Origin of the sequence: Mesorhizobium sp. M0808 (assembly GCF_040320025.1) — a bacterium.
GTDB lineage: Bacteria > Pseudomonadota > Alphaproteobacteria > Rhizobiales > Rhizobiaceae > Mesorhizobium.
In genome coordinates this window covers 12,715-32,059 of record NZ_JAMYOX010000035.1, presented here as the reverse complement: position 1 = coordinate 32,059, position 19,345 = coordinate 12,715, and the positions used below count along the sequence as shown (strand labels likewise).

Sequence of the window (19,345 nt, the reverse complement as noted above, 5' to 3'; positions counted from 1 at the left end):
TGGACGCGCGCGCGGACGCCCAATCTAGCTCTTTTTGACGGCGACCTTGTCGAGGGCTGCGCGCAGTCCTTTCGCCAGCTTCTGCACATCGTCGTTCGCCCAGAAATGCATGAAGAAGAGCCGCGGCTGCTCATCGAGCATGTGGCTATGCAATGCCGTGATCTCGATGCCGTTGCCTTGCAACGCCCTGATAACCGGATTGACCTCCTTGGCAGTCAGCACAAAGTCACCTGTGATCGCCGTTTTGCCGCCGCCAGTCGACTGGAAGTTGATCGCTATGGCGGAGCCCAGGGCGGCCGGCACCTCCATGCCATTTTCTTCGACCGGTTCTGCGCGCGGTATAGTGAACTGGTAGACCGCGCCGTTGGCCTTGCCTTTGTAGCCAATAGCTTGGTCGACACCCGCCGTGTCGAACTCGATCTTCGAAGCGGCCGCCGCCTGCGAACCGGCGGATGCAGCCATCGGCGTCTTCGTCAGAGCCAAGCCGGCATGAAGCGCTGTGGCGAGTGCTACGGGATCACCCTGGCCGAAGAGGTGCATGTAGAGCGTCATCGGCTCTGCGCGCAGCAAGTGGTTGTGAACCGCAGTGATCTCGATCCCGCCTTCTTCAAGCTTCTTCATGACCGGGTTCACCTCGTCCTGGGTCAGAACGATGTCGCCCATGACCATGGCCTGGTTCACCATTGGCTCGAACGCGATCCAGCCTCCGAGCGCAAAGCCTGGCTTCAGGGATATCCCATCGAGCGATACTTTCAGGTCGGTTCGTGGCAAGCCCACCCTGTAAACGCCGCCAGGCATTTCCGTTCCGGATTTGCCAAGTGTCTGCGCGACACTTTGCCAATCGGGTTCCGCTGACGCCGGTTGGAGAAGCGCCGACATCGCTATCAGCATTGCGCCGGTGATGAGTTTTGCACGCATGGATTTCTCCTTGTGGTCTGCCCCAATATGCCCAATGACTTTCAATCCGAGACGCTAGTCGCGTGCAGAGGGCTTCTGCAGCACGCCCTCCAGGAAGAACGTCCCATCCAGGTCACGAAGCTGTACTGCGGTATCTGAGATCCATACCTGATAGCAGGTCTCTTCGCCTTCAACGGAAATGCAGAGCTGCCCCTTCTCGACGCGCCACTTGCCGGCGTTCTTCTTGCCCATGTCGTAGCGCACGATCCGTCCGTCGCGGCCGAACGCATCCGCCCAATGAACGTCGTCCGTGAAATCCATGCCGGCGAACTTGGCCTTGATCTCCTTGCCCTTGAGGTGCCGGAACGTGTCCGCCGCGTCCGCGGCATTCACAGCAATCAGGCTGAAGCCAAAGGCGATGGCGGCCATCAGCCGCCGACCAACCGTAGCAGTTCCCGGGCTGTTTTTTTCGAGGGTAATCATCTTTCAGGCCGCCGCCGTAGGTTTCATGGCAGGTGGCCAGCTATGCGTCTCCGCCTTGCGGCGCGAAGCCCAGGCATAGAGCGCGTCATAGATGACGAAGCCGTGTTTCAGCACTTCCTGGTCGTCGGGCGTGACGTCCCTGAGCCCCATCGAGATCGCAAGCAGCCCCGCCGACTGTGGCGTCAAATCGTGCCGATCGGTGTCGGCGCCGCGCACGATCGAGGCGATCGTCACGATCGCCGGATCGCGCTCGAGGCCGTATTTCGAGACGAAGGTATCGAAGCTGCAGCCGTCACCCACATGCGTGAACTCGACACCGGGCACGTCAAAGGGTGTAGCGCCCGTCTCCTGGGCAACCGGGATCACCCGATCCGGCGGCACGAACAGGAATTCTGGCTCCTTGTCGATGAAGCGGGCGATCAGCCAGGGACAAGCAATACGGTCGATGACCGGACGTTCGCGGGTAACCCATCTCATGGCCTTGTCTCCCTTTTGGTTGCTCAGCGCGGCCTACTGCTGCGAGACCAACAACGCTACGCCTGGATGAGGAATGATACAAGTGTTACATATTATTTTTCCCGTGATACGGTTCATTTATGAGTGATGGCGAACCGAATGGAACAGCGCTGGCTGCTCCTTATCCATCAGCCCATCAGCTGCCGAGCAAGCCGGCCTTTCCGGGTGAAGATCTGATGGCGCGCACCGAAATCTTGCGGGCCAAGACGGGACATGTTCTGGACATCGGCGCAGCGCTGGCGGTTATCCTGCTCGGCGTTTGGCCGCTGATCCGGAGATATGTTTTCGATCTTGGCCGACCCGCCGTGTGTTTGGGGTCCGCCGTGACATCGACCGGATCGATGCCAACGGCAGTCCCGAAGAGATGCGCCGGACTATTCGCGAATGCCGGCACCAGCAACTTCTGGTCGGCCCCGCTGCCATCGACGAGTATGGCAGCCTCGACGGAACCGCCATCCAGGCCGACCTTCCCACCGCCGTCGCGCCGCCAACCCGAGCGCGCTGCGCCGAAGTTCTTGGCTTTCGATACATTTCCGCTGCCATTATATCGCGAGCGCGCGGCGGTCGCATGACTCCTGTGGCGACAGCGACAAACTATTGCTGCGTGTTGAGCGCCCGCCTCAAGCTCTGCGCCAACGCCTGAGCATTGCCGATGCCCCAGTAGTGCAAGAAGATGATCCGCGGGTCTTCAAAGAACATGTGATTGTGCACCGCGATTACTCCAATCGCTCCAGCTTGCAGTTCACGGATGACCGAACGGACTTCATTTTCCAGCATCGCAAAGTCGCCGCAGACCGCGGCGCGCTCGTCCGTGCCCTGAAAGGCTGCCCATGTGTTGTAACCCATTGCGGCATCAATATTGAGCTCACCACAGCGTGTGCAGACGACGGGCACGGATGGGCGCGCCAGGACAAACTTGAGCACGCCGTCCTTGCTCTCGCCCTTGTGCTCGACAATCGCCTCAAGCGGCGGCGCGTCCAAGCTACTATTCACTTTCTTGATGGCGGGTTCGACAGGATGCTTCTGGCGCACGATCTTTATCGCTTCAAAAATCCTATGCGCTCCTGTCGCCAACGCAGTTTCATCAGCCGTACCCTCGACATGCATAAACATCACGCGCGGCTGCTCGCGGACGAAATGATTGTGTAGGGCTGTTACGTACAGGTTCGCCTGGATCGCTGCGGCCATCGCGTCCTCGATTTCATCTTCGAGCACGACGATGTCACCCATCAGCGTGGCATGATGCGCCCCCTGTTTAAAACTAACCCAGGAGGTGAGGCCCATAAACGGAATGATCTCAAAGCCGTCCAGGGTCACTCTCACTTCACTGCGCGGGACCGATAACTTGAGCACGTCACCCGTTGTCTGTCCCTTCAGTCCGGTAAGGGATTCAATAGCTTGGGTATCGAGCATCTTAGACCTCCTCGTTTCATCGAGCACTAACCGAACCAGATTTCCGTTGGCGCCACACAATGAATCGAGTGCCGAACGCCAACGCGAGCGTCACCATTCCAATTATAAGGTGCAGGGGTGGTATGAAAAAGAGCAGTACGAAGCAGCCAGCCAGGCCGAACCAAGCGAAGAAGCGCGAGAATAGGCGCTGCCCCTTACTTAAGTGCAGAGCCGCGTAGTGGGTAATGGCAAACCAAACCAGCAGGTAAAAGCTGGCGAGCGGCAAGACCTGACGCAGGTCGAACACCAGCACCACTGCAAAGACGAGCACCCCGACGGCAAGTACTGCGTGACGCGGCACCTTCAAGCGCGGATAGACCTTGCCGAACCACTTCGGCAATTCGTGCGCCTCGCCCATCGCGAGCGCCACACGCGAACGCACCGCCATGTCTGGGGAAATTGACGCCGAGTTGCGCGCCGCTGATGCCTGTCGCCAAGCATACCAGCCCACCTGGGATCATTGCCAGCAGAAGGGCGGGACCGGCCCGCTCGGCGGTCGCACCAAGGGCACCGAAAATACCCGTTCCGATGATCACGCCGGCAGTCATGAGCGTAGCTGCGGTGCGTCCGACGGCCCGAGTCGCGGATGATCCTGACTGGCTAGCCCCACCCGAGGCTGTCATTTCGGCACCTCCTGTCAGGCATCAGCGGGACAGTCTGCGAGACGTCAACGCTACGCCTGAATTTAATATGATACAAGTGTTGCATTTGCCTTTCTCAGTGATACGGTGAGCTGATGAGCGAAGGGGAACTTGGGACCGAGCAGCGCTGGCTGCTCTTGATCCATCAGCTGCCGACCAAACCAGCCTATTTCCGGGTAAAGATCTGGCGGCGGCTGCAAGGTATCGGCGCAGTTGCGGTCAAAAGCACAGTCTATGCGCTGCCCGCCGATGCAGAAACGCAGGAGGATTTCGAATGGCTCCTGAAGGAAATTATCGACGGTGGCGGTGAGGCGATGGTGTGTGAGGCGCGTCTGATCGACGGCCTGACGGACGCACAGGTTCGGGCGCTGTTCGATGCCGCGCGGGACACCGACTATGCAGAGATCGCCAAGGCAGCGCGCGATCTAACGGCGGCTATCGACTCCGACAAGACCGAGGATCGGCGCGCGGATGCCCGCGCGCAACTCGGTCGAATGCGCAAGCGGCTTGCCGAAGTCGTGGCGATCGACTTCTTCGGCGCCAGCGGGCGGCTCGCCGCCGAGGGACTGATCGCCGAGCTCGAGGCTCAGCTTATAGAGGACAAGGCCATGACCAAGGAACCGAAGAAGGCGGCCGAGCTGGGTGAGGTCAAGGGCCGGACCTGGGTCACGCGGCGGGACGTGCATGTTGACCGCATCGCCTGCAGTTGGCTGATCCATCGCTTCATCGATGCCGATGCAACGATCCGCTTCGTGGCGGGCAAGGGACACGTGCCAAAGGAGGGCGAATTGCGCTTCGACATGTTCGAAGGCGAAATCACCCATGAAGGGGACCGCTGCAGCTTCGAGGTACTGCTCAATCGTAGTGGCATAGTCGACCCGGCGCTGCAGGCCATCGCCGAGATTGTCCACGACATTGACCTCAAGGACGGCAAGTTCAGTCGCGACGAGACGACGGGCATAGCCAGCCTAATCGCGGGCATCGCCATGACGAATAAGGGCGACGAGCAGCGGATCGCGCAGGGCGGCCCGGTCTTCGACAATCTCTACCAGTATTTCCGCCAGAAGCGCGGGTGAGGGGAACCCATGACCAGCGTCCATGCCGTCCATCCGAATGCGCTGGGGGATGAACCTTCGCATGGCATCCCCTTCCGCGAAGCAGTGCGGGTCTGGGCGCGTGTGGCAGCGTTGAGTTTTGGTGGCCCGGCCGGCCAGATCGCGGTAATGCATCGCATCCTCGTTGAGGAGAAGCGCTGGATCGGCGAGACGCGGTTCCTGCATGCGCTGAACTACTGCATGCTGTTGCCAGGACCGGAGGCCCAGCAGCTCGCCGTCTACATCGGGTGGCTCCTGCATAAAACCCGAGGCGGGCTCGTGGCCGGCACGCTGTTCGTATTGCCGGGCGTCATCGCCATCATGGCGCTGAGCTGGATTTATGCGATTTTCGGCAATGTCGGCGCGGTGCAGGCGCTTTTCTTCGGCCTGAAGGCCGCCGTCCTCGCCATCGTGCTTGAGGCGGTTATCCGCGTCGGCAAGCGGGCGCTCAAGAACAACGTCATGGTAGCGCTCGCTGCCGCCGCTTTCATTGGGCTTTTCCTCTTCCGTGTCCCGTTCCCGCTCATTGTCCTGACAGCTGCAGTGATCGGGTATGTCGGCGGGCGGGCCGGGCTGGCACCTTTCATGGCGGGCAACGGCCATGGCAAGGTCGGCGGCAAGCAGGTCGCCGATGCGGAATCGGCGCTCGGCGAAGGCATTCCTGCTCATGCTCGCCCGCCGGTCAGCTGGTCGTTGAAGATTGGCGGTGTGTTTCTGGTGCTATGGCTGGCACCTGTCCTCGGCCTTTTCGTGCTGTTCGGGTCCGGCAATGTCTTCGCCGATATCGCCGTCTTTTTCTCGAAGATGGCGGTCGTGACCTTTGGCGGCGCCTATGCCGTCCTCGCTTATGTGGCGCAGCAGGCTGTCGATACCTATGGCTGGCTGAAGCCCGGCGAGATGCTGGACGGCCTTGGCATGGCGGAGACGACGCCTGGCCCCTTGATCATGGTGACCCAGTTCGTCGGCTTCATGGGCGCGTATCGAGCGCCGGGATCGCTTAATCCGCTGCTCGCTGGAACGTTAGGCGGCCTGCTCACCACCTGGGTCACCTTCACACCTTGCTTCCTGTGGATCTTTGTTGGTGCGCCGTTTGTGGAAACGCTGCGCAGGAACAAGGCCTTGTCCGCCGCGCTGGCGACCATCACGGCGGCCGTGGTGGGCGTGATCCTGAACCTGGCGGTGTGGTTCGCGCTTCACGTTCTGTTTGGAGCACTGCGCGAGGTCAAAGGGTTCGGCATGACGGTCGATGTGCCCACATTCAGCTCCGTCAACATCCCGTCGCTCGTCCTGACATTGGGTGCGCTGCTGGCGGTGTTCCGTTTCAAGATCGGCATGCTCCCGGTGCTCGCCGGCTGTTCGATCCTCGGGCTGCTCTACGGGATGGCGACGGGAGCGATTTAACCCGTGCAGCCAGCGCCCTGACCTGTGGGGTGAGGAGGCATCGTTGACGTTACAGTCGCTCGCGCACGGTTTGCGCAAAGCTATTTCCGAAGCAACGGTTCAGGCTGCTTCCTGCGGGTGCTGAGCCGACGGCCGCGAACCTGCTGACATCGAGGGGACTGCGGGCGTTCGGTGACGGTCTGGTCAGCATCCTGCTTCCCGCCTATCTGAGGGCATAGCGTTGAGAGTACGCTCAGCAACGATAAGCTCGAACGAACACGGAACGGGGCACTCTCGTTGACGCCGCTGGAGCGTCCATCGCAATCAGCGTGACACCGCCTGGTCCTGCTCAGGAACCATACGGATTGCGCGAACCATATGCTTTCATTAGGTTTTCGGCTTGGCGTTGTTTAGCGGGCTTTCAACGCGATCTCCTCTTCATCGATCGTTTCCACCGTCACGGCGTCAGCACAGTCGACGACATCATAACGGAATTCCGGGACTCGGGTCTCAACATCGTCGCTAACGGCGCGGTTGGCACGAAGAACCTGCAGTTCGTACTAGCCACGGCGGCCGCCGACGTCTCCCGTATTCGCGATAGGTTTGTCGCTCTCGGCACGGAAGAACCCTCAGGCCCGGCACGGCCTGCAGCCATGAGCCACCTGCACACCATAGGCCTAGTGCTAGGCATCGTCGCGCTGATCGCCATGCACGCAGGCGCGCCCTGGTGGCTATCGTGGCGAGGTCTAAGCGACACCTCAAATCCGATCTCTTACACAGTGATTGCACTCGTGGCCCTTTTCGTAATCTTCAAGATCGGATTGCTCGGTGGCCTGCATCGGTGGAGCAGAGGCCGCCGCCAGCGTTGAGGCCGCTTGCTGTTACGACATCCGCGCCTCGCTACGGCTTGTTGGACACGGAGGAGTTCACCTTTTTCACACCCGGACGCGAATCGCGCGTCCGCTCCGGCCTCCCCGCGGCGCGAGGGTGATGGAAAGCCAATCTAATCCCGTCGCAGCGAGATCAGACGCCGGCAGACGGCGCTTAACGTTATTCTCGGAAGACCAACTGCCATTCGTTGTCAGATCACCGGGCGGTGATCACTCTCAGCCAGATGACAGGCGGCGACGCCGCCATGAGGAACGGGACGCAGTTGGGGCTCGTCCAACCGGCAGATATCGATCGCCACGGGACAGCGTGTGTTGAACCGGCAGCCTGGCGGTGGGTTGCTCGGGCTCGGCGGATCGCCGGCGAGGATGATGCGGCGACGGTCGGCTTCGATGCGCGGGTCGGGCGAAGGAACCGCGGATAGCAACGCCTGGCTGTAGGGGTGGGCCGGCTCGCGAAACAGCGGCTGTGTCACACCGGCTTCGGCGATGCGGCCGAGATACATCACCGTTACGTCCGAACAGACCTCGCGCACGATCGCCAGGTCATGTGCGACAATGACGATGGTAAGGCCAAGTTGTTTTTGCAGAGATGTGAACAGATTGACGATCTGCGCCCGGATCGAGACATCGAGGGCACTCAGCGGCTCGTCGCACACCAGGATCGAAGGTTTGAGGGCAAGCGCGCGGGCTATCGAAACGCGCTGGCGTTGGCCGCCCGAAAGGGAGCGTGGAAGACGGTCGAGCACCGTTTGCGGCAGCGCAACCAGATCGAGAAGCTCGGTGATGCGTCGGCTTCGTTCCGCCGAAGAGCCGAGGCGGTGGATTTGCAGCGGCTCTTCCAGTGTCTGGTAAACAGTCTGCCGTCGACTCATCGATCCCAGCGGATCCTGGAAGACGAACTGGACCTCACGGCTGAACGATTTCCTGTCTGATTTCAACCATTCGGCGCGATTTCTGCCGGCGATCAGGACCGTGCCTTCGCTCTCCTTCTGCAGGCCGACGATGGTGCGCGCCAAGGTGGTCTTTCCGCAGCCGGACTCGCCGACGATACCGTGGAAGGCTCCACGCGGGATGCTCAAATCGATGCCGTCGACCGCCCGGACCGCGCCTGTCCCATCGCGGTTCTGGAAATGAACCTTCAACCCCCTGACCTCGATTGCAGCGGCATCAGACATGAAGGGCAATCCCCTCTCGCCTGATCACGACCGGGCAGGCCACGCGATGCTGATTTGCCGAGACCGATATAGTCTGAAGCTGCGGCCTGTGTTTTCGGCAACCTGGTTCGACCAGTTCGCAGCGGTCGGCGAAACGGCAACCCGGTTCCAGCCTGATCTGGCTTGGCGGCAGGCCCGGTATCTCGCGGGTCGTCGCCCTTTCGTCGGACCGAAAGTCCGGCACCGATGCGAGCAGCCCGCGCGTATAGGGGTGAACGGGCCGCGTCAGGACGTCCATGGCGGTCCCGTCCTCGGCCACCTGCCCGGCGTACAGCACGATGACCCGGTCGGCGACGGAGGCGACCACGCCGATGTCGTGGGTGATCAGCACCACGGCGATGCCTTCCTCGCGCTGGATCTGGCGGATGAGTTCCAGGATTTGCGCCTGGACGGTGGCGTCCAGGGCTGTGGTCGGCTCGTCGGCGATCAGCACGCGCGGTCGGGCCGCCAGCGCCAGCGCGATCATCGCGCGCTGCAGCATGCCACCCGACATTTCGTGCGGATAGCGATGGTAGCGGTCCTCGGGGTCGGGAATGCCTAAGCGCGCCAACAGCGACACCGCTTCCTTGCGGGCAGGCTCGTGCGACAGGCCGGCGAAGCGGCGCGCTTGGCGGGCCAGTTGCGGGCCGATCTTCAGCATCGGATTGAGCGCGCTCATCGGATCCTGAAAGATCACCCCAAAGTAGCGGCCGCGAAGCTCGGACAGTTGCCTGGAGCCCATGCCGATCAGGTCGCTCCCGTCGGCCTGAGCCGTCCCGCGCATCGCTACAGTCACGCCTTCGGGCAGCAGGCCGAGAGGGCCGAGCGTCATGACCGTTTTTCCCGAGCCGCTTTCCCCGACGACCGCCACCGTTTCGCCGGGCCGAACGCTGAATGAGACGCCATCGACCGCCCGGACGGATACGGAAGTTGCATAGAGATCGATGATCAAATTCTCGATCGCGTAAATTGGCTTGTCGTCGTTCATGTCGAACCCGTCCTTTCGACGGCATCGCGCTCGGCCTCTTCGCGAGCCCGCGCCAGCTTGCGCTTGCGCAGCATTCGCCCGCGAACCGGCCGCGGCACTTTTTGCAGCGCATAGGTTTCGCCGAGCAGGTTGAAACTGACCACGACCAGCGTCAGGGCGAGACCGGGAAGCACGACGAGGCGCGGAAACTCCTCGATGTAGCTCATGCCGTCGACAAGCATCTGGCCCCATTCCGGCGTCGGCGGCGCAACGCCCAAGCCGAGAAAGCTCAGCGTCGCGATGGCAAGCACCAAGGCGCCGGCATCGGCGCTGGCATAGACGACGACAAGCGCCAGCACATGCGGCAGGATGTGCCGTACAAATATCCAGAGGTGGCCGGCGCCCATCACCCGCGCCGCCTCGAAATAGGGCTGCTGCAATTCGGCGGTGACGACGGCACGGCTCATGCGGGCATAGTTTGCCCACCATGCCAGCGTGAGCGCAGTGATCATCGACCAGTAGCCGGTGCCCAGGATGCCGATCAGCGCCAGCGCGATGACCAGGCTCGGCAGCGCCAATGCAATGTCGATGAGGCTGATCAGCACAAGCTCGACGCGGCCGCCGACATAACCGGCGAACGAGCCAATGGTCACCCCGATGGCGAGCGCCGCCACCAGCACGATCACCATCGCCACCAGCGAAATGCGCGCCCCGCCGATGATGCGGCTGAAAACGTCGCGGCCGAGGTAATCGGTGCCGAGCCAATGGCTCCAGCCTGGACCCTCGAGCGTTGCGGCATAGTCCTGCGCGCCGGGATCGTAAGGCATGATCGCCGGGGCGAATATACCGATCAGCACGAAGACGATGACGGGAAAGAGCACCAGCCAGGGCCAGTCTTTCATCTCATTGATCGACGGCATGGTCATCGCCTCATGCCCCCCGCGCCCGGCGCAGGCGCGGGTCTGCTACGAGACACACCATGTCGACAAGGAAATTGACCATGACGAAGAAGACGACGAACAGCAGCAACACCGACTGCATGCCGATGAAGTCGCGAAAGCGGATCGCCTCGATGAAGAAGGCGCCGACGCCGCGCAGCGCGAAAACGGTTTCGACGACGATCGATCCGATGATCATCAAGGTGAACTGTGCGCCGAACGTCGTCAGGAACGGTATGGCGATATTGGGCAGCGCCTCGCGCAGCAGGACCTGGGTTCTGGTGTAGCCCTTGGCGAAGCCGGTCGTCGCAAACGGGCGCGACATTGCCTCCTGAAGATTGACCCGGACGACGCGGCTGAGCACGGAGGCCGGAAACAGCGCGATCGTCACCCACGGCAGCAGCCAGGAGGTGAAGCCGCTGGTGCCGAAGGTCGGAACCCAGCCCAGCATCACCGAGAACACGATGACCAGCAGCGCGGCAACGAAAAAATTTGGCGTCGAGGCGCCGATCAGCGAAAAGGCATGGAGAAACCTGTCCATCGTGCCACCGTTGCTGACCGCCCCGGCCAGACCGAGCGTCAGCGAGAGAAAGAATGCCAGAATTCCGCCACCGGCGAGCAGCGCCGCCGTGAGCGGAACACGGGCGGCGAATTCGTCGGAGATCGGTTTCCCGGTTCGTAGCGATATGCCGAAATCGCCGCCTAGCGCACCCGCCAGCCAGCGTCCGTAGCGTATCGGCAGCGGGTCGTTGAGGCCAAGCTCCTCGCCGATTCTTTTGATCATTTCCGCGTCGGCGCCGGGTCCTGCGGCACGCTCGGCGATAAGCGCCGCGACATTGCCCGGAGCGGCTGCAACCAGGGCAAATGTCAGCGCGGATGCCGCCATGATCAACAGGCAGGCAAGCAGCATCCGTCGCAGAACAATGCGTCTCATCGACAGGCCTCGCTTGGGTTCGATTTCAGGCCTTTAGCGTGATCGCCTTGAACGGCAGATCGTAGTCGGTCGCCGGAAGCGAGAAATTCTCCACCCTCGGGTTGTGCGCCCACAGCCGCTGGCTCACGACAAGCGGGCAGATGGCGGTGTTGTCGTACAGCCAGTCGTAGAGCGCCTGCATCTTCAGTGCGCGTTCCTCGCCGCTCGCTTCGAGCGCGGCCTTGACCACGCCGTCAAGCGCATCCGAGACGTAGATCTTGCCGTCCGGTCCGCTGTCGGCGGTGGAGACGAAGGCGTTGCCGAGCGTCCCGTGCGGATCGTAGGGCGCGCCATAGGTGGTGAAGAAGGCGAGGTCGTAGTCGAAAGCCGGGCGGCGTTCATGCATCGTCGCGTTGTCCACAGAGGCGACCTGCACCTGGAAGCCGACCTCGGACAACTGGCCCTGGATCATCTCCGCGATGCGCCGCGACCCCGGCAGCGATTCCTCCGAGACCAGGAAATCGATCGCGAGCGGTGCGCCGTCCTTTGTCCAGGAGCCGCCACCGTCAGCCCAGCCGCCGTCGACGAGTATCTTCTTGACCGCCGCGACATCGCGCACAGGCACGCCATGCCGCTTTCCGGACGAAGGCACGTTTGCCGGGAAAAGATCCGCTGCGGGATCGGCAAAACCTTCGAACAGAACCTTGGCGATCGCCGCGCGGTCGACCGAAGCGTAGATGGCATCGCGGACGGCCTTGTCGGCGATGATTTTGGATTTCGGCGAATAGCCGAGCAGCATCGTTGCCGTACCCGCTTCGGCCACCACCTTCATGCCGTCGCTTTCGAGCGCGCGGGCGCGGCGCGGCGACAGCGTCGCCACCCAGTCGCCACCGATCACGTCGAGGTCACCCGAGCGCAGGCCGTTGGCGCGGGCGAGCTCATCCGGAACCACCTTCAGTTCCATGCGGCTGAAAAGCGGCTTTTCGCCCCAATATTTGTCGTTGCGCACAAGATTGGTGCCGGACGAGTCGTAGGTCTCGATGATCCACGGCCCGGTCCCGATCGGTGCCGTCTGTTTGCCGTTCGCGTCGACCGCCTTGGGAGAGAGGAAACGCACCGGCCGGACAATGGTGAGCTCAAGAAGGGCTGCCGGCACCGGCCGCTTCAGCTTGATGGTCAGCTTGTTCGGGCCATCGGTGACGATGCCGTCGAACGCATCGGCGACACCGATCCACGAAAAATCTGGCACACCCATCCAGCGCTTGAGGTTCCACTCGGCGGCTGCGGAATCAAAGGGCGTGCCGTCGCTGAAGCTGACGCCTTCACGCAGGTCGAAGGCGATCGAAAGCTGATCGTCCGCGACGGTCCATTTGGTGGCGAGCCCGGGCTCGAACGAACCGTTCTGCCCGTAGTGGATCAGCGCGTCGAACACGATGGTGTAGGTGCTTAGCGTCGAAACGTTCTGCAGCAGGTCGAGATCGCCGGTCTCGGCGGCGATGGCGATTTTCAGCGTTTCATGTGTCTCGGAAAAGGCCGCATGCGGAAGCGTGGCGACAAAGGCCAGGCCGGCCGTGCCGGCAAGGAAATTACGACGGTCGAGAGTGATCATTTCAGTTCCCCATTTTTTGTTTGATTTGACAACTATTTTACATGCTGGCTTTCTATTTGTATAGACATAATTGGCGCCAATCCAGCCAGCTGTGACCCGCTACATCCAGCTGAGAGTGGCGGCAGCGATCACCAGATAACGACCAGCCTTGGCGATCGTGACGATAGCCAGGAAGCTCCAGAACGATTCCCGCAGAACGCCGGCTACCAGGGTCAGAGGATCTCCGATGATCGGAAGCCAGCTCAAGAGCAGGCTCCATTTCCCGTAGCGCCCTTTTTGCGCGCCGATCCAGGGTCCCCATTCCATGCCGATTGACACTTGTGTTCCCCATTGTGTTTGTTTGGCGCACGTTATTGTCTGGTCATTATCTGCTTCTGCTTTTGGTCACGCATCGGCGCCGGAGAAGGCGGGCTCAACCGTTTGCAAGGCAGCCGCGGGTGATCCAAGGCGAACGTCGCTGTGGTCCGCGGATCGGACGGTTCGTCTGGCTCTCAGGAGGGGTGGGCAACACCGTACTGTGACGAAAGGTATCGGCGGATATCGTCCGGTGAGTTGATGAACCTCGTCTGGCAATGCGACTGAAGCTCTATGCTCCGATCCAAAGGAATACGGTCGTCGCCAAGGATCAGGACGGGCGCAGACTGATTTTCCTCTCCTATCAACTCAATGATCGCAGGGCGGGGGCGCGGGGCATCGATATAGTGCACGTCGATCTTGTTTCGCAGCGCCGGAAAGAAGCTCAGAAGCCCTTCAACGGAGACAGCGCCGCCGCAGTAGAATGGGCCGTCCTTCCCGTTGAAGAAGCCAGGCGCAAGCATGAAAAGTTGATCTTTCATTTCGGTCTCCAACATAGATTAGTAGTTGTTTCTACTTGGCAAATTTGCGACGCAAGCGTCTCCATCCGATCAAAACGCCTGTCACGCTGAAAGCGAACCCGCCGGCGAGGAGCGTCAGCATTAGCGGCTTCCAGATCGCGTTGTTGGAGAGGAACGGAAAATCCAGAGTGTGCAGACCGAAGTATAGCCATCGGTAAGTGCGTCGGCTGCCGTCCATGACCTCAATCACGCGGCTGGTTACGGGATTGACGTAGACGGCTGTGTTCGCCTCGTCCTTTACAATGATGCGCAGTCCTTCTCCGCCAATGCCGTCGCTCGATCGCAGGTTCGCGTAGACGTCGTCGGCTGGGATTGGGGTCGGTCGTTCCACAGTTTTCCCAGGGTACGCAAAGGAAGCAGCCTGCCAGATGGCATCATTAGGAAAGGCGTTAGAATGGGCATTCACCTTACCATCCCGAAATTCCGCGATCTTGGGGTCGGCCTCGGGGCCACGGGCAAGCAGGTACGGCCTGCCCGCTACGGCAGACACTTCCACCTCGGTGGCAGGAAGAATGGCTTGGATTGCGCCAGGCGATACCGACTTGGCCGCTTCGGCCACCGTCAACCCGACATACGCTTCAGCCTGCGCGTCGGTCATTTCGCCGGTCGAGAAGAGCCTTCCGTGGTCCATCGAGAGCCAGCCGCTCAGTATCCACGTGAAGATAAAGGTGGCCATGACCAGCCCCCCGACGTGGTGCCACTTCATCCATCCTCTGTAGGGAGAAATTGCTCCTTGGTTGAATTTGGCGCTTTTGTACGAGCGAACGATGCCCAGCCAGATGCCAGCGATTGTCAGGCTGATGCCAACGAGTGACATCCACCAAACGGTACGGTCCCATGCAACCCAGCTTTGGCGTAGGACGGTTGGGTAGATCCAGTGGAGCACGGCTCCTACATAGTTCCAGGATCGCTCGAAGTTCGTCGTCCGCTGCATCACCTCGCCAGAGCGTTGGGATACGTAGAGGTCTGTTCCAGCCTCATCGGCCAGCGAGACTTTGTAGAATGGTCGATACCTATCGAACCGATGGTGCACCATCCACTGATCATAGGTTAGCGGTTCTGAGACCGCCTTGACCGTTTGTCCGGAAAAAGACTGTCCAATCAACGTGGCGGCTTCGCCGGAAATGCCTGCCACGACCTCACCAGTTTTTGCCGAAACGATCACTTGCGGACCTTTCGGTGGGTGGATGACGTACATGGCCTGACCATTCACTTCCAATATGCGGAGGCGGGCAGGTGAACTGATGCCCGATGCAGTGATTGCAGCTGAAGGAGACAACTCAACTTGGCTGCCGTCGATCGTGGTCCCTTTGTTGATACGGGCGCCATCTCCAAGGAATGGATAGGGGACGTACATCATAACGACGCCGGAGAAAAACCACATCGCGAAGAGCAGACAGAAAGCAATTCCAAGCCACCGGTGAAATATGACAATTGCTTTAAGGATATTTATCCGCGATTTTCGGTTGCTTTCAGCGCCTTCCTGGTAAGTTACCATCTCTATGTTACCCTTTTTATCTTGGTTTTAGTTGTGTAAGATTTTGCTTAACGATCGGTTTCGTTTCTTTTTTCGTGAATGAGGTTGTGAAGCGCTAGAGATTGGGCGCGAGATTTAAAGATCCAGCACCAGCACCGAAGTCTTTGACCGCGAGCAGCAAGGGAGAAACCGATCGTTTCTTGTCCGTTCTTTCTTCGTCAAGTATGCATCTCGATGGTCCGGCTCCCCATCCAGTACGGTTGTCAGGCAGGTTCCACACGTGCCCTCCAGGCATGAGGATGGAACACAGACTCCTGCGGCCGTTAGTGCGTCGATCACTCTCTGTCCGGGAGCTACGCGAACGGTCCGATTTGAGCGGGCGAGTTTGAGGTCAAACGCTTCTTTCGGCCCTGAAGAATTTGCCGCGACTGCAAAAGACTCTCGATGCAGGTTTGCCTCACTCCAGCCTGCCGCGTCGGCGGCAGACAGACATGCTTCGATAAATCCGCCCGGACCGCATACGTAGAGGTGTTTTCGTGGGTCTGGATCCCGAAGAACCTTTGACAGATCCAACTGGCCAACTGAGGGCTCGGAATCACAATAGACGTTCGCGCGCGCAGAAAGCTCAGAACCGGAGAGACGGTCGACGAAGGCTGCGCGTGAACGCGCGCGGATGCAATAGTGCATTTCAAACGAAATGCTGCGGCGCGCCATAAAATGGAACATTGAGAGAATTGGCGTCACGCCAATGCCTCCCGCGAAAAGTATTGAATGCCGTGCGCTGCAATCTAGAGAAAAATTATTCTTAGGCTCGCTTACCTCAAGTTCATCGCCCTCTGAAAGAGCGTGCATTGTCTTTGCTCCTCCCCTTGAGGACGGCTCCTTGAGCACACCAAGCACATACCGATCTCTTTCGATGGGGTCGTTGCACAATGAATACTGCCGAACCAGCGCGCCAAGATGCACATCGATATGCGCGCCAGGAGCAAAGGGCGGCAACGATTGATTGCCCGGAAGTGTCAGGTGGAACTCGCAGATGTCTGCTGCGATCTCCAGTTTTCGAGTGACCGTTACTTTCACCGACTCCACTCCGATGGCGAGGCCGGGACGGGCCCGGTACTTCAAAGCCTTGATGGCAGCAAGGTAAATGTGTCAGTGTCCCGCGCCAGCGGCATGAATGCCTATTTGCGTCCGGATCATGACAAAAATGAAATCAGGATCCACGGAGGGTGCAGGGCTAGTTGCAGTCGTCGTTTATGATGGCCTGAGCCTTTTTGAATATGGCTGCGCGGTGGAGGTTTTTGGCCTTCCGCGGCCAGAGATGGGCGACAGCTGGTACCGTTTTGCCATCTGTGCGGGAGAACCCGGTCGTATTCGAGGTCCTGCAGGCATCCACGTTTCCGCCGACGGCGGAGTGGAGCTACTCGCAAATGCCCGAACGATTATCGTTCCTGGCTGGCGTGGGATTGATGATCCCGTGCCCTCAGAATTGTGCGCTGCGTTGAAAAATGCGAACGAGCGAGGCGCACGGATACTATCAATCTGCACAGGCGCTTTTGTATTGGCGGCCGCCGGATTGCTCGACGGAAAGCGTGCCACAACACATTGGCGGCATGCTGAAACTTTAGCTGCCAGATATCCGCAGATTAAGGTGGAGGCAGATGTACTCTACATCGATGCAGGCAATGTGCTGACGTCAGCTGGTAGCGCCGCTGGGATCGACCTATGCCTTCATCTGATCCGGCGTGATTTGGGACCCCGTGCGGCAAACCATGTAGCGCGTCGGCTGGTGATGCCTCCTCATCGAGAAGGCGGCCAAGCTCAATATATTGAAGAACCTATCTCGAAGCGACCAAGCTCGACCTTGGCGCCACTGATCGACGCAATCAGAGGCGCATTGGATGCAGAATGGTCCATAGAAAACATGGCTGCGCAAGTGGCGATGGGTAGCCGCACTTTTCAACGCCACTTTGTTGGCGCGATGGGAGCGCCAGCGGGAGAATGGCTACTGCTGGAACGGATACGGCGGGCCAAGCAACTACTGGAAGAAACCGACTTATCGGTAGACGAAGTCGCATTCATGGTGGGTTTCGGCGCAGCGGCCACTCTACGCAATCATTTTAAAGCAAAGCTTGGCACCAGCCCGGCCGACTACAGGCGGCGATTTCAAGCTGTACGCACAGAGTGAGAGTTAGTCGCGTTGGAGCCGCGTGGAATGGAGTTTTGGAAGAAAGCTAGGCAATGGGTGTGATGCCCATAATTACCTCGCAGATTCGCTTACATGTCTCGATGCACATTCAGCGGCGTTCGGCACGTTTCGTCCTGGAAACGCGGCCAGGCGTCGTGGATGCGACCACAAGGGCTATTCAAATTCTGGCGGGACTTGTCCTGGTCATCGTCGCCTGGAACGCGATCATAGCGAATTGAGCCGGAAAGACCAGCAGCAGCCACGATCGGCGTGATTGAATCGCGCATGGGGATTGACGACCGACTCCAGAACGTTGCCTGCGGTTGCAGTCAGGATCAGCAGGAGCGGAGCATAGGTGGTCGTCAGCAACAGTCCCGCCACAGCCGCTTCCGACTGCATCGGCAGCATGATCGCCGCGGCGAAGGCGGTCAGAAACAGACCGCCAAAAATGGCGAAGTCGCCGAGCATTGGGAGGGCCTAACCTGCTTTTGGCCATTTTGGATGCCGATCGTCGACGACGTAGCCATGCGAATGTTCGAAGCCCGTTTCCGACCACACGGCGTCTGCAACGTGGCGGTCGCCATCGGCCAGACCGGTATGCGTGTGCGCAAGCACGTCGGGGTCATGCTTCGGCCACAACAGCATCGACGCTGCAAGGGCGCCGACGCCAATGATGCCAAGCAGGACGAAGGTGAAGGGCAGACCCATCGCCGCCCCGACCCGTCCGGCGATCGGATAGGTGATCAGCCAGCAGGCGTGCGAAAGCGCGAATTGCGCTGCGAACAGGGCCGGCCGGTCGACAGGATTGGCAGAACGGCGGATCAGCCTGCCCGACGGCGTCTGCGCCAGCGAATAGCCGAGCCCAAGCACGAACCACAGCGACAGCAGCAGCTGGTAGCTGCTCACCAAGGAACCGGCCAGCATTCCGGCGACCAGAATCGCGGCGCCGCAGAGCATGGCAAGCCGGTCCGGCACATTTTCGAGCAGCCTCGGCAGCGCGAGTGCGGCGACCATCGATCCGCCGCCGAATGCGGCGAGCGCCAGTGCCGTCTGACGCGCCGAAAGGCCGAATTCCGCCTGGACGAGAACGACAGTGTTGACGATCACCATGGCGCTTGCGGCAGCAACCGCAAGGTTGAGCGCCAGCAGCCCGCGCAAACGCGGGGTTGCCAGATAGATGCGGATGCCCCGGGTCGTACGCTCGTAGATGCCGCAAGGTTCTGACGGCTGCGGGCTTGGCAGGATCACGGAAACGACCAGCGCCGCCGAGGCGAGGAAGCCGACGACAGTGCCGGCGAACAGGCTGTGGAAGCTGATGACCGACAGCAACGCTGCGGCCAGCATTGGACTAACGACGCTTTCCAGATCGTAGGCCAGCCGCGAAAGCGACAGCGCCCGCGTATAGTCCTTTTCTTCCGGCAGCACGTCCGGAATCGTCGCCTGGAACGTCGGGGTAAATCCGGCAGATGCCGACTGAAGGACAAAAATCAGAGCGTAAATCTGCCATATCTCGGTAACGAAAGGCAGAAGCAGCGCAACCGCAGCCCGGACGAGGTCAAGCGAGACGAGCATCGTACGTCGTGGCAGGCGTTCGGCGAAGGCGGCGGCTATCGGCGAGACGCCGACATAGGCGATCATCTTGATGGCCAGCGCCGTTCCAAGCACAGCGCCGGCATTTGGCCCGGCCAGGTCGAAGGCCAGCAGGCCAAGCGCAACCGTGGCAAGGCCTGTGCCGACAAGAGCAATGACCTGCGCGAGGAACAGATGTCGGTAGGTACGGTTAGCGAGGACTTGAAGCATATATGTTTGTCTTCTTGCAGCGCGCTGAAGCA

General features: G+C 60.4%; 20 protein-coding genes. 4 read left to right on the top strand and 16 right to left on the bottom strand.

Features of this window, described 5'->3' with window-relative positions; genetic code table 11:
• Positions 1-24 precede the first annotated feature (24 nt).
• From NKI25_RS28125 to NKI25_RS28105, 5 genes are all read right to left on the bottom strand, one after another.
• Positions 25-918, bottom strand: a complete 894-nt coding sequence (locus tag NKI25_RS28125; protein WP_023802350.1) for a DUF1259 domain-containing protein — start codon at positions 916-918, stop codon at positions 25-27.
• Positions 919-972: 54 nt separating this feature from the next.
• Entirely contained in the window at positions 973-1,380 is a 408-nt protein-coding gene (locus tag NKI25_RS28120) for a hypothetical protein (protein ID WP_352999991.1), read from the bottom strand.
• 3 nt (positions 1,381-1,383) lie between these two features.
• Positions 1,384-1,857, bottom strand: coding sequence for a chromate resistance protein ChrB domain-containing protein (locus tag NKI25_RS28115; RefSeq protein ID WP_023802352.1), 474 nt, complete (start codon positions 1,855-1,857; stop codon positions 1,384-1,386).
• Positions 1,858-2,490: 633 nt separating this feature from the next.
• On the bottom strand, positions 2,491-3,309 hold the full coding sequence (locus NKI25_RS28110; protein ID WP_023802354.1) for a DUF1259 domain-containing protein: 819 nt from the start codon (positions 3,307-3,309) through the stop codon (positions 2,491-2,493).
• A 194-nt stretch (positions 3,310-3,503) separates the two neighbouring features.
• The gene (locus NKI25_RS28105; RefSeq protein WP_352999989.1) at positions 3,504-3,896 is read right to left on the bottom strand and encodes a hypothetical protein; all 393 of its coding nucleotides are present in this window, start codon (positions 3,894-3,896) and stop codon (positions 3,504-3,506) included.
• A 188-nt stretch (positions 3,897-4,084) separates the two neighbouring features.
• Between NKI25_RS28105 and NKI25_RS28100 the strand changes: the two genes are divergently transcribed.
• The 3 genes from NKI25_RS28100 to NKI25_RS28090 all read left to right on the top strand — a co-directional run bounded on the left by NKI25_RS28100 (position 4,085) and on the right by NKI25_RS28090 (position 7,332).
• Positions 4,085-5,065 (top strand): chromate resistance protein ChrB domain-containing protein, encoded by a 981-nt coding sequence (locus NKI25_RS28100; protein ID WP_023802356.1) that lies wholly within the window; start codon positions 4,085-4,087, stop codon positions 5,063-5,065.
• A gap of 9 nt (positions 5,066-5,074) precedes the next feature.
• Positions 5,075-6,484, top strand: coding sequence for a chromate efflux transporter (chrA, locus tag NKI25_RS28095; RefSeq protein ID WP_352999987.1), 1,410 nt, complete (start codon positions 5,075-5,077; stop codon positions 6,482-6,484).
• A 344-nt stretch (positions 6,485-6,828) separates the two neighbouring features.
• Positions 6,829-7,332 (top strand): hypothetical protein, encoded by a 504-nt coding sequence (locus tag NKI25_RS28090; protein ID WP_023802358.1) that lies wholly within the window; start codon positions 6,829-6,831, stop codon positions 7,330-7,332.
• A 212-nt stretch (positions 7,333-7,544) separates the two neighbouring features.
• Here NKI25_RS28090 and NKI25_RS28085 read toward each other — a convergent pair whose 3' ends face one another.
• The 9 genes from NKI25_RS28085 to NKI25_RS28045 all read right to left on the bottom strand — a co-directional run bounded on the left by NKI25_RS28085 (position 7,545) and on the right by NKI25_RS28045 (position 16,405).
• Positions 7,545-8,528, bottom strand: a complete 984-nt coding sequence (locus NKI25_RS28085; RefSeq protein WP_023802359.1) for an ABC transporter ATP-binding protein — start codon at positions 8,526-8,528, stop codon at positions 7,545-7,547.
• Complete coding sequence (locus tag NKI25_RS28080; RefSeq protein WP_352999985.1) at positions 8,521-9,534, bottom strand: ABC transporter ATP-binding protein; 1,014 nt, start codon at positions 9,532-9,534, stop codon at positions 8,521-8,523. The genes NKI25_RS28085 and NKI25_RS28080 overlap by 8 nt, the downstream gene beginning before the upstream one ends.
• Complete coding sequence (locus NKI25_RS28075) at positions 9,531-10,433, bottom strand: ABC transporter permease (RefSeq protein ID WP_352999982.1); 903 nt, start codon at positions 10,431-10,433, stop codon at positions 9,531-9,533. The genes NKI25_RS28080 and NKI25_RS28075 overlap by 4 nt, the downstream gene beginning before the upstream one ends.
• Before the next feature lie 10 nt (positions 10,434-10,443).
• A complete protein-coding gene (locus tag NKI25_RS28070) occupies positions 10,444-11,385 on the bottom strand; it encodes an ABC transporter permease (RefSeq protein ID WP_031256253.1) in 942 nt (313 codons plus the stop codon).
• Positions 11,386-11,410: 25 nt separating this feature from the next.
• Positions 11,411-12,973, bottom strand: coding sequence for an ABC transporter substrate-binding protein (locus tag NKI25_RS28065; protein WP_352999980.1), 1,563 nt, complete (start codon positions 12,971-12,973; stop codon positions 11,411-11,413).
• 99 nt (positions 12,974-13,072) lie between these two features.
• On the bottom strand, positions 13,073-13,291 hold the full coding sequence (locus tag NKI25_RS28060; RefSeq protein ID WP_441295558.1) for a YqaA family protein: 219 nt from the start codon (positions 13,289-13,291) through the stop codon (positions 13,073-13,075).
• Positions 13,292-13,464: 173 nt separating this feature from the next.
• Positions 13,465-13,809 carry a DUF3088 domain-containing protein gene (locus NKI25_RS28055; RefSeq protein WP_023802365.1) on the bottom strand — a complete coding sequence of 115 codons (345 nt, stop codon included), beginning with the start codon at positions 13,807-13,809 and terminating at the stop codon, positions 13,465-13,467.
• 31 nt (positions 13,810-13,840) lie between these two features.
• Positions 13,841-15,346 carry a PepSY-associated transmembrane domain-containing protein gene (locus NKI25_RS28050; RefSeq protein ID WP_023802366.1) on the bottom strand — a complete coding sequence of 502 codons (1,506 nt, stop codon included), beginning with the start codon at positions 15,344-15,346 and terminating at the stop codon, positions 13,841-13,843.
• Between the two features lie 114 nt (positions 15,347-15,460).
• Complete coding sequence (locus NKI25_RS28045; RefSeq protein ID WP_352999978.1) at positions 15,461-16,405, bottom strand: PDR/VanB family oxidoreductase; 945 nt, start codon at positions 16,403-16,405, stop codon at positions 15,461-15,463.
• Positions 16,406-16,532: 127 nt separating this feature from the next.
• On the opposite strand from NKI25_RS28045, the gene ftrA reads away from it, so the two are divergent.
• Entirely contained in the window at positions 16,533-17,513 is a 981-nt protein-coding gene (ftrA, locus tag NKI25_RS28040) for a transcriptional regulator FtrA (RefSeq protein WP_036270211.1), read from the top strand.
• Positions 17,514-17,738: 225 nt separating this feature from the next.
• On the opposite strand, the gene NKI25_RS28035 is transcribed toward ftrA, so the two are convergent.
• Together NKI25_RS28035 and NKI25_RS28030 are read right to left on the bottom strand one after the other, a co-directional pair.
• Positions 17,739-17,981 (bottom strand): hypothetical protein, encoded by a 243-nt coding sequence (locus tag NKI25_RS28035; RefSeq protein ID WP_352999976.1) that lies wholly within the window; start codon positions 17,979-17,981, stop codon positions 17,739-17,741.
• Between the two features lie 9 nt (positions 17,982-17,990).
• On the bottom strand, positions 17,991-19,313 hold the full coding sequence (locus NKI25_RS28030) for an MFS transporter (RefSeq protein ID WP_352999974.1): 1,323 nt from the start codon (positions 19,311-19,313) through the stop codon (positions 17,991-17,993).
• Positions 19,314-19,345: the final 32 nt, after the last annotated feature.

Coding starts and splice junctions, on each gene's coding strand:
- NKI25_RS28125 (WP_023802350.1), bottom strand. CDS start 918: ATGCGTGCAAAACTCATCACCGGCGCAATGCTGATAGCGATGTCGGCG.
- NKI25_RS28120 (WP_352999991.1), bottom strand. CDS start 1,380: ATGATTACCCTCGAAAAAAACAGCCCGGGAACTGCTACGGTTGGTCGG.
- NKI25_RS28115 (WP_023802352.1), bottom strand. CDS start 1,857: ATGAGATGGGTTACCCGCGAACGTCCGGTCATCGACCGTATTGCTTGT.
- NKI25_RS28110 (WP_023802354.1), bottom strand. CDS start 3,309: ATGCTCGATACCCAAGCTATTGAATCCCTTACCGGACTGAAGGGACAG.
- NKI25_RS28105 (WP_352999989.1), bottom strand. CDS start 3,896: ATGACTGCCGGCGTGATCATCGGAACGGGTATTTTCGGTGCCCTTGGT.
- NKI25_RS28100 (WP_023802356.1), top strand. CDS start 4,085: ATGAGCGAAGGGGAACTTGGGACCGAGCAGCGCTGGCTGCTCTTGATC.
- chrA (WP_352999987.1), top strand. CDS start 5,075: ATGACCAGCGTCCATGCCGTCCATCCGAATGCGCTGGGGGATGAACCT.
- NKI25_RS28085 (WP_023802359.1), bottom strand. CDS start 8,528: ATGTCTGATGCCGCTGCAATCGAGGTCAGGGGGTTGAAGGTTCATTTC.
- NKI25_RS28080 (WP_352999985.1), bottom strand. CDS start 9,534: ATGAACGACGACAAGCCAATTTACGCGATCGAGAATTTGATCATCGAT.
- NKI25_RS28075 (WP_352999982.1), bottom strand. CDS start 10,433: ATGCCGTCGATCAATGAGATGAAAGACTGGCCCTGGCTGGTGCTCTTT.
- NKI25_RS28070 (WP_031256253.1), bottom strand. CDS start 11,385: ATGAGACGCATTGTTCTGCGACGGATGCTGCTTGCCTGCCTGTTGATC.
- NKI25_RS28065 (WP_352999980.1), bottom strand. CDS start 12,973: ATGATCACTCTCGACCGTCGTAATTTCCTTGCCGGCACGGCCGGCCTG.
- NKI25_RS28055 (WP_023802365.1), bottom strand. CDS start 13,809: ATGAAAGATCAACTTTTCATGCTTGCGCCTGGCTTCTTCAACGGGAAG.
- NKI25_RS28050 (WP_023802366.1), bottom strand. CDS start 15,346: ATGGTAACTTACCAGGAAGGCGCTGAAAGCAACCGAAAATCGCGGATA.
- ftrA (WP_036270211.1), top strand. CDS start 16,533: ATGAAATCAGGATCCACGGAGGGTGCAGGGCTAGTTGCAGTCGTCGTT.
- NKI25_RS28035 (WP_352999976.1), bottom strand. CDS start 17,981: ATGCTCGGCGACTTCGCCATTTTTGGCGGTCTGTTTCTGACCGCCTTC.
- NKI25_RS28030 (WP_352999974.1), bottom strand. CDS start 19,313: ATGCTTCAAGTCCTCGCTAACCGTACCTACCGACATCTGTTCCTCGCG.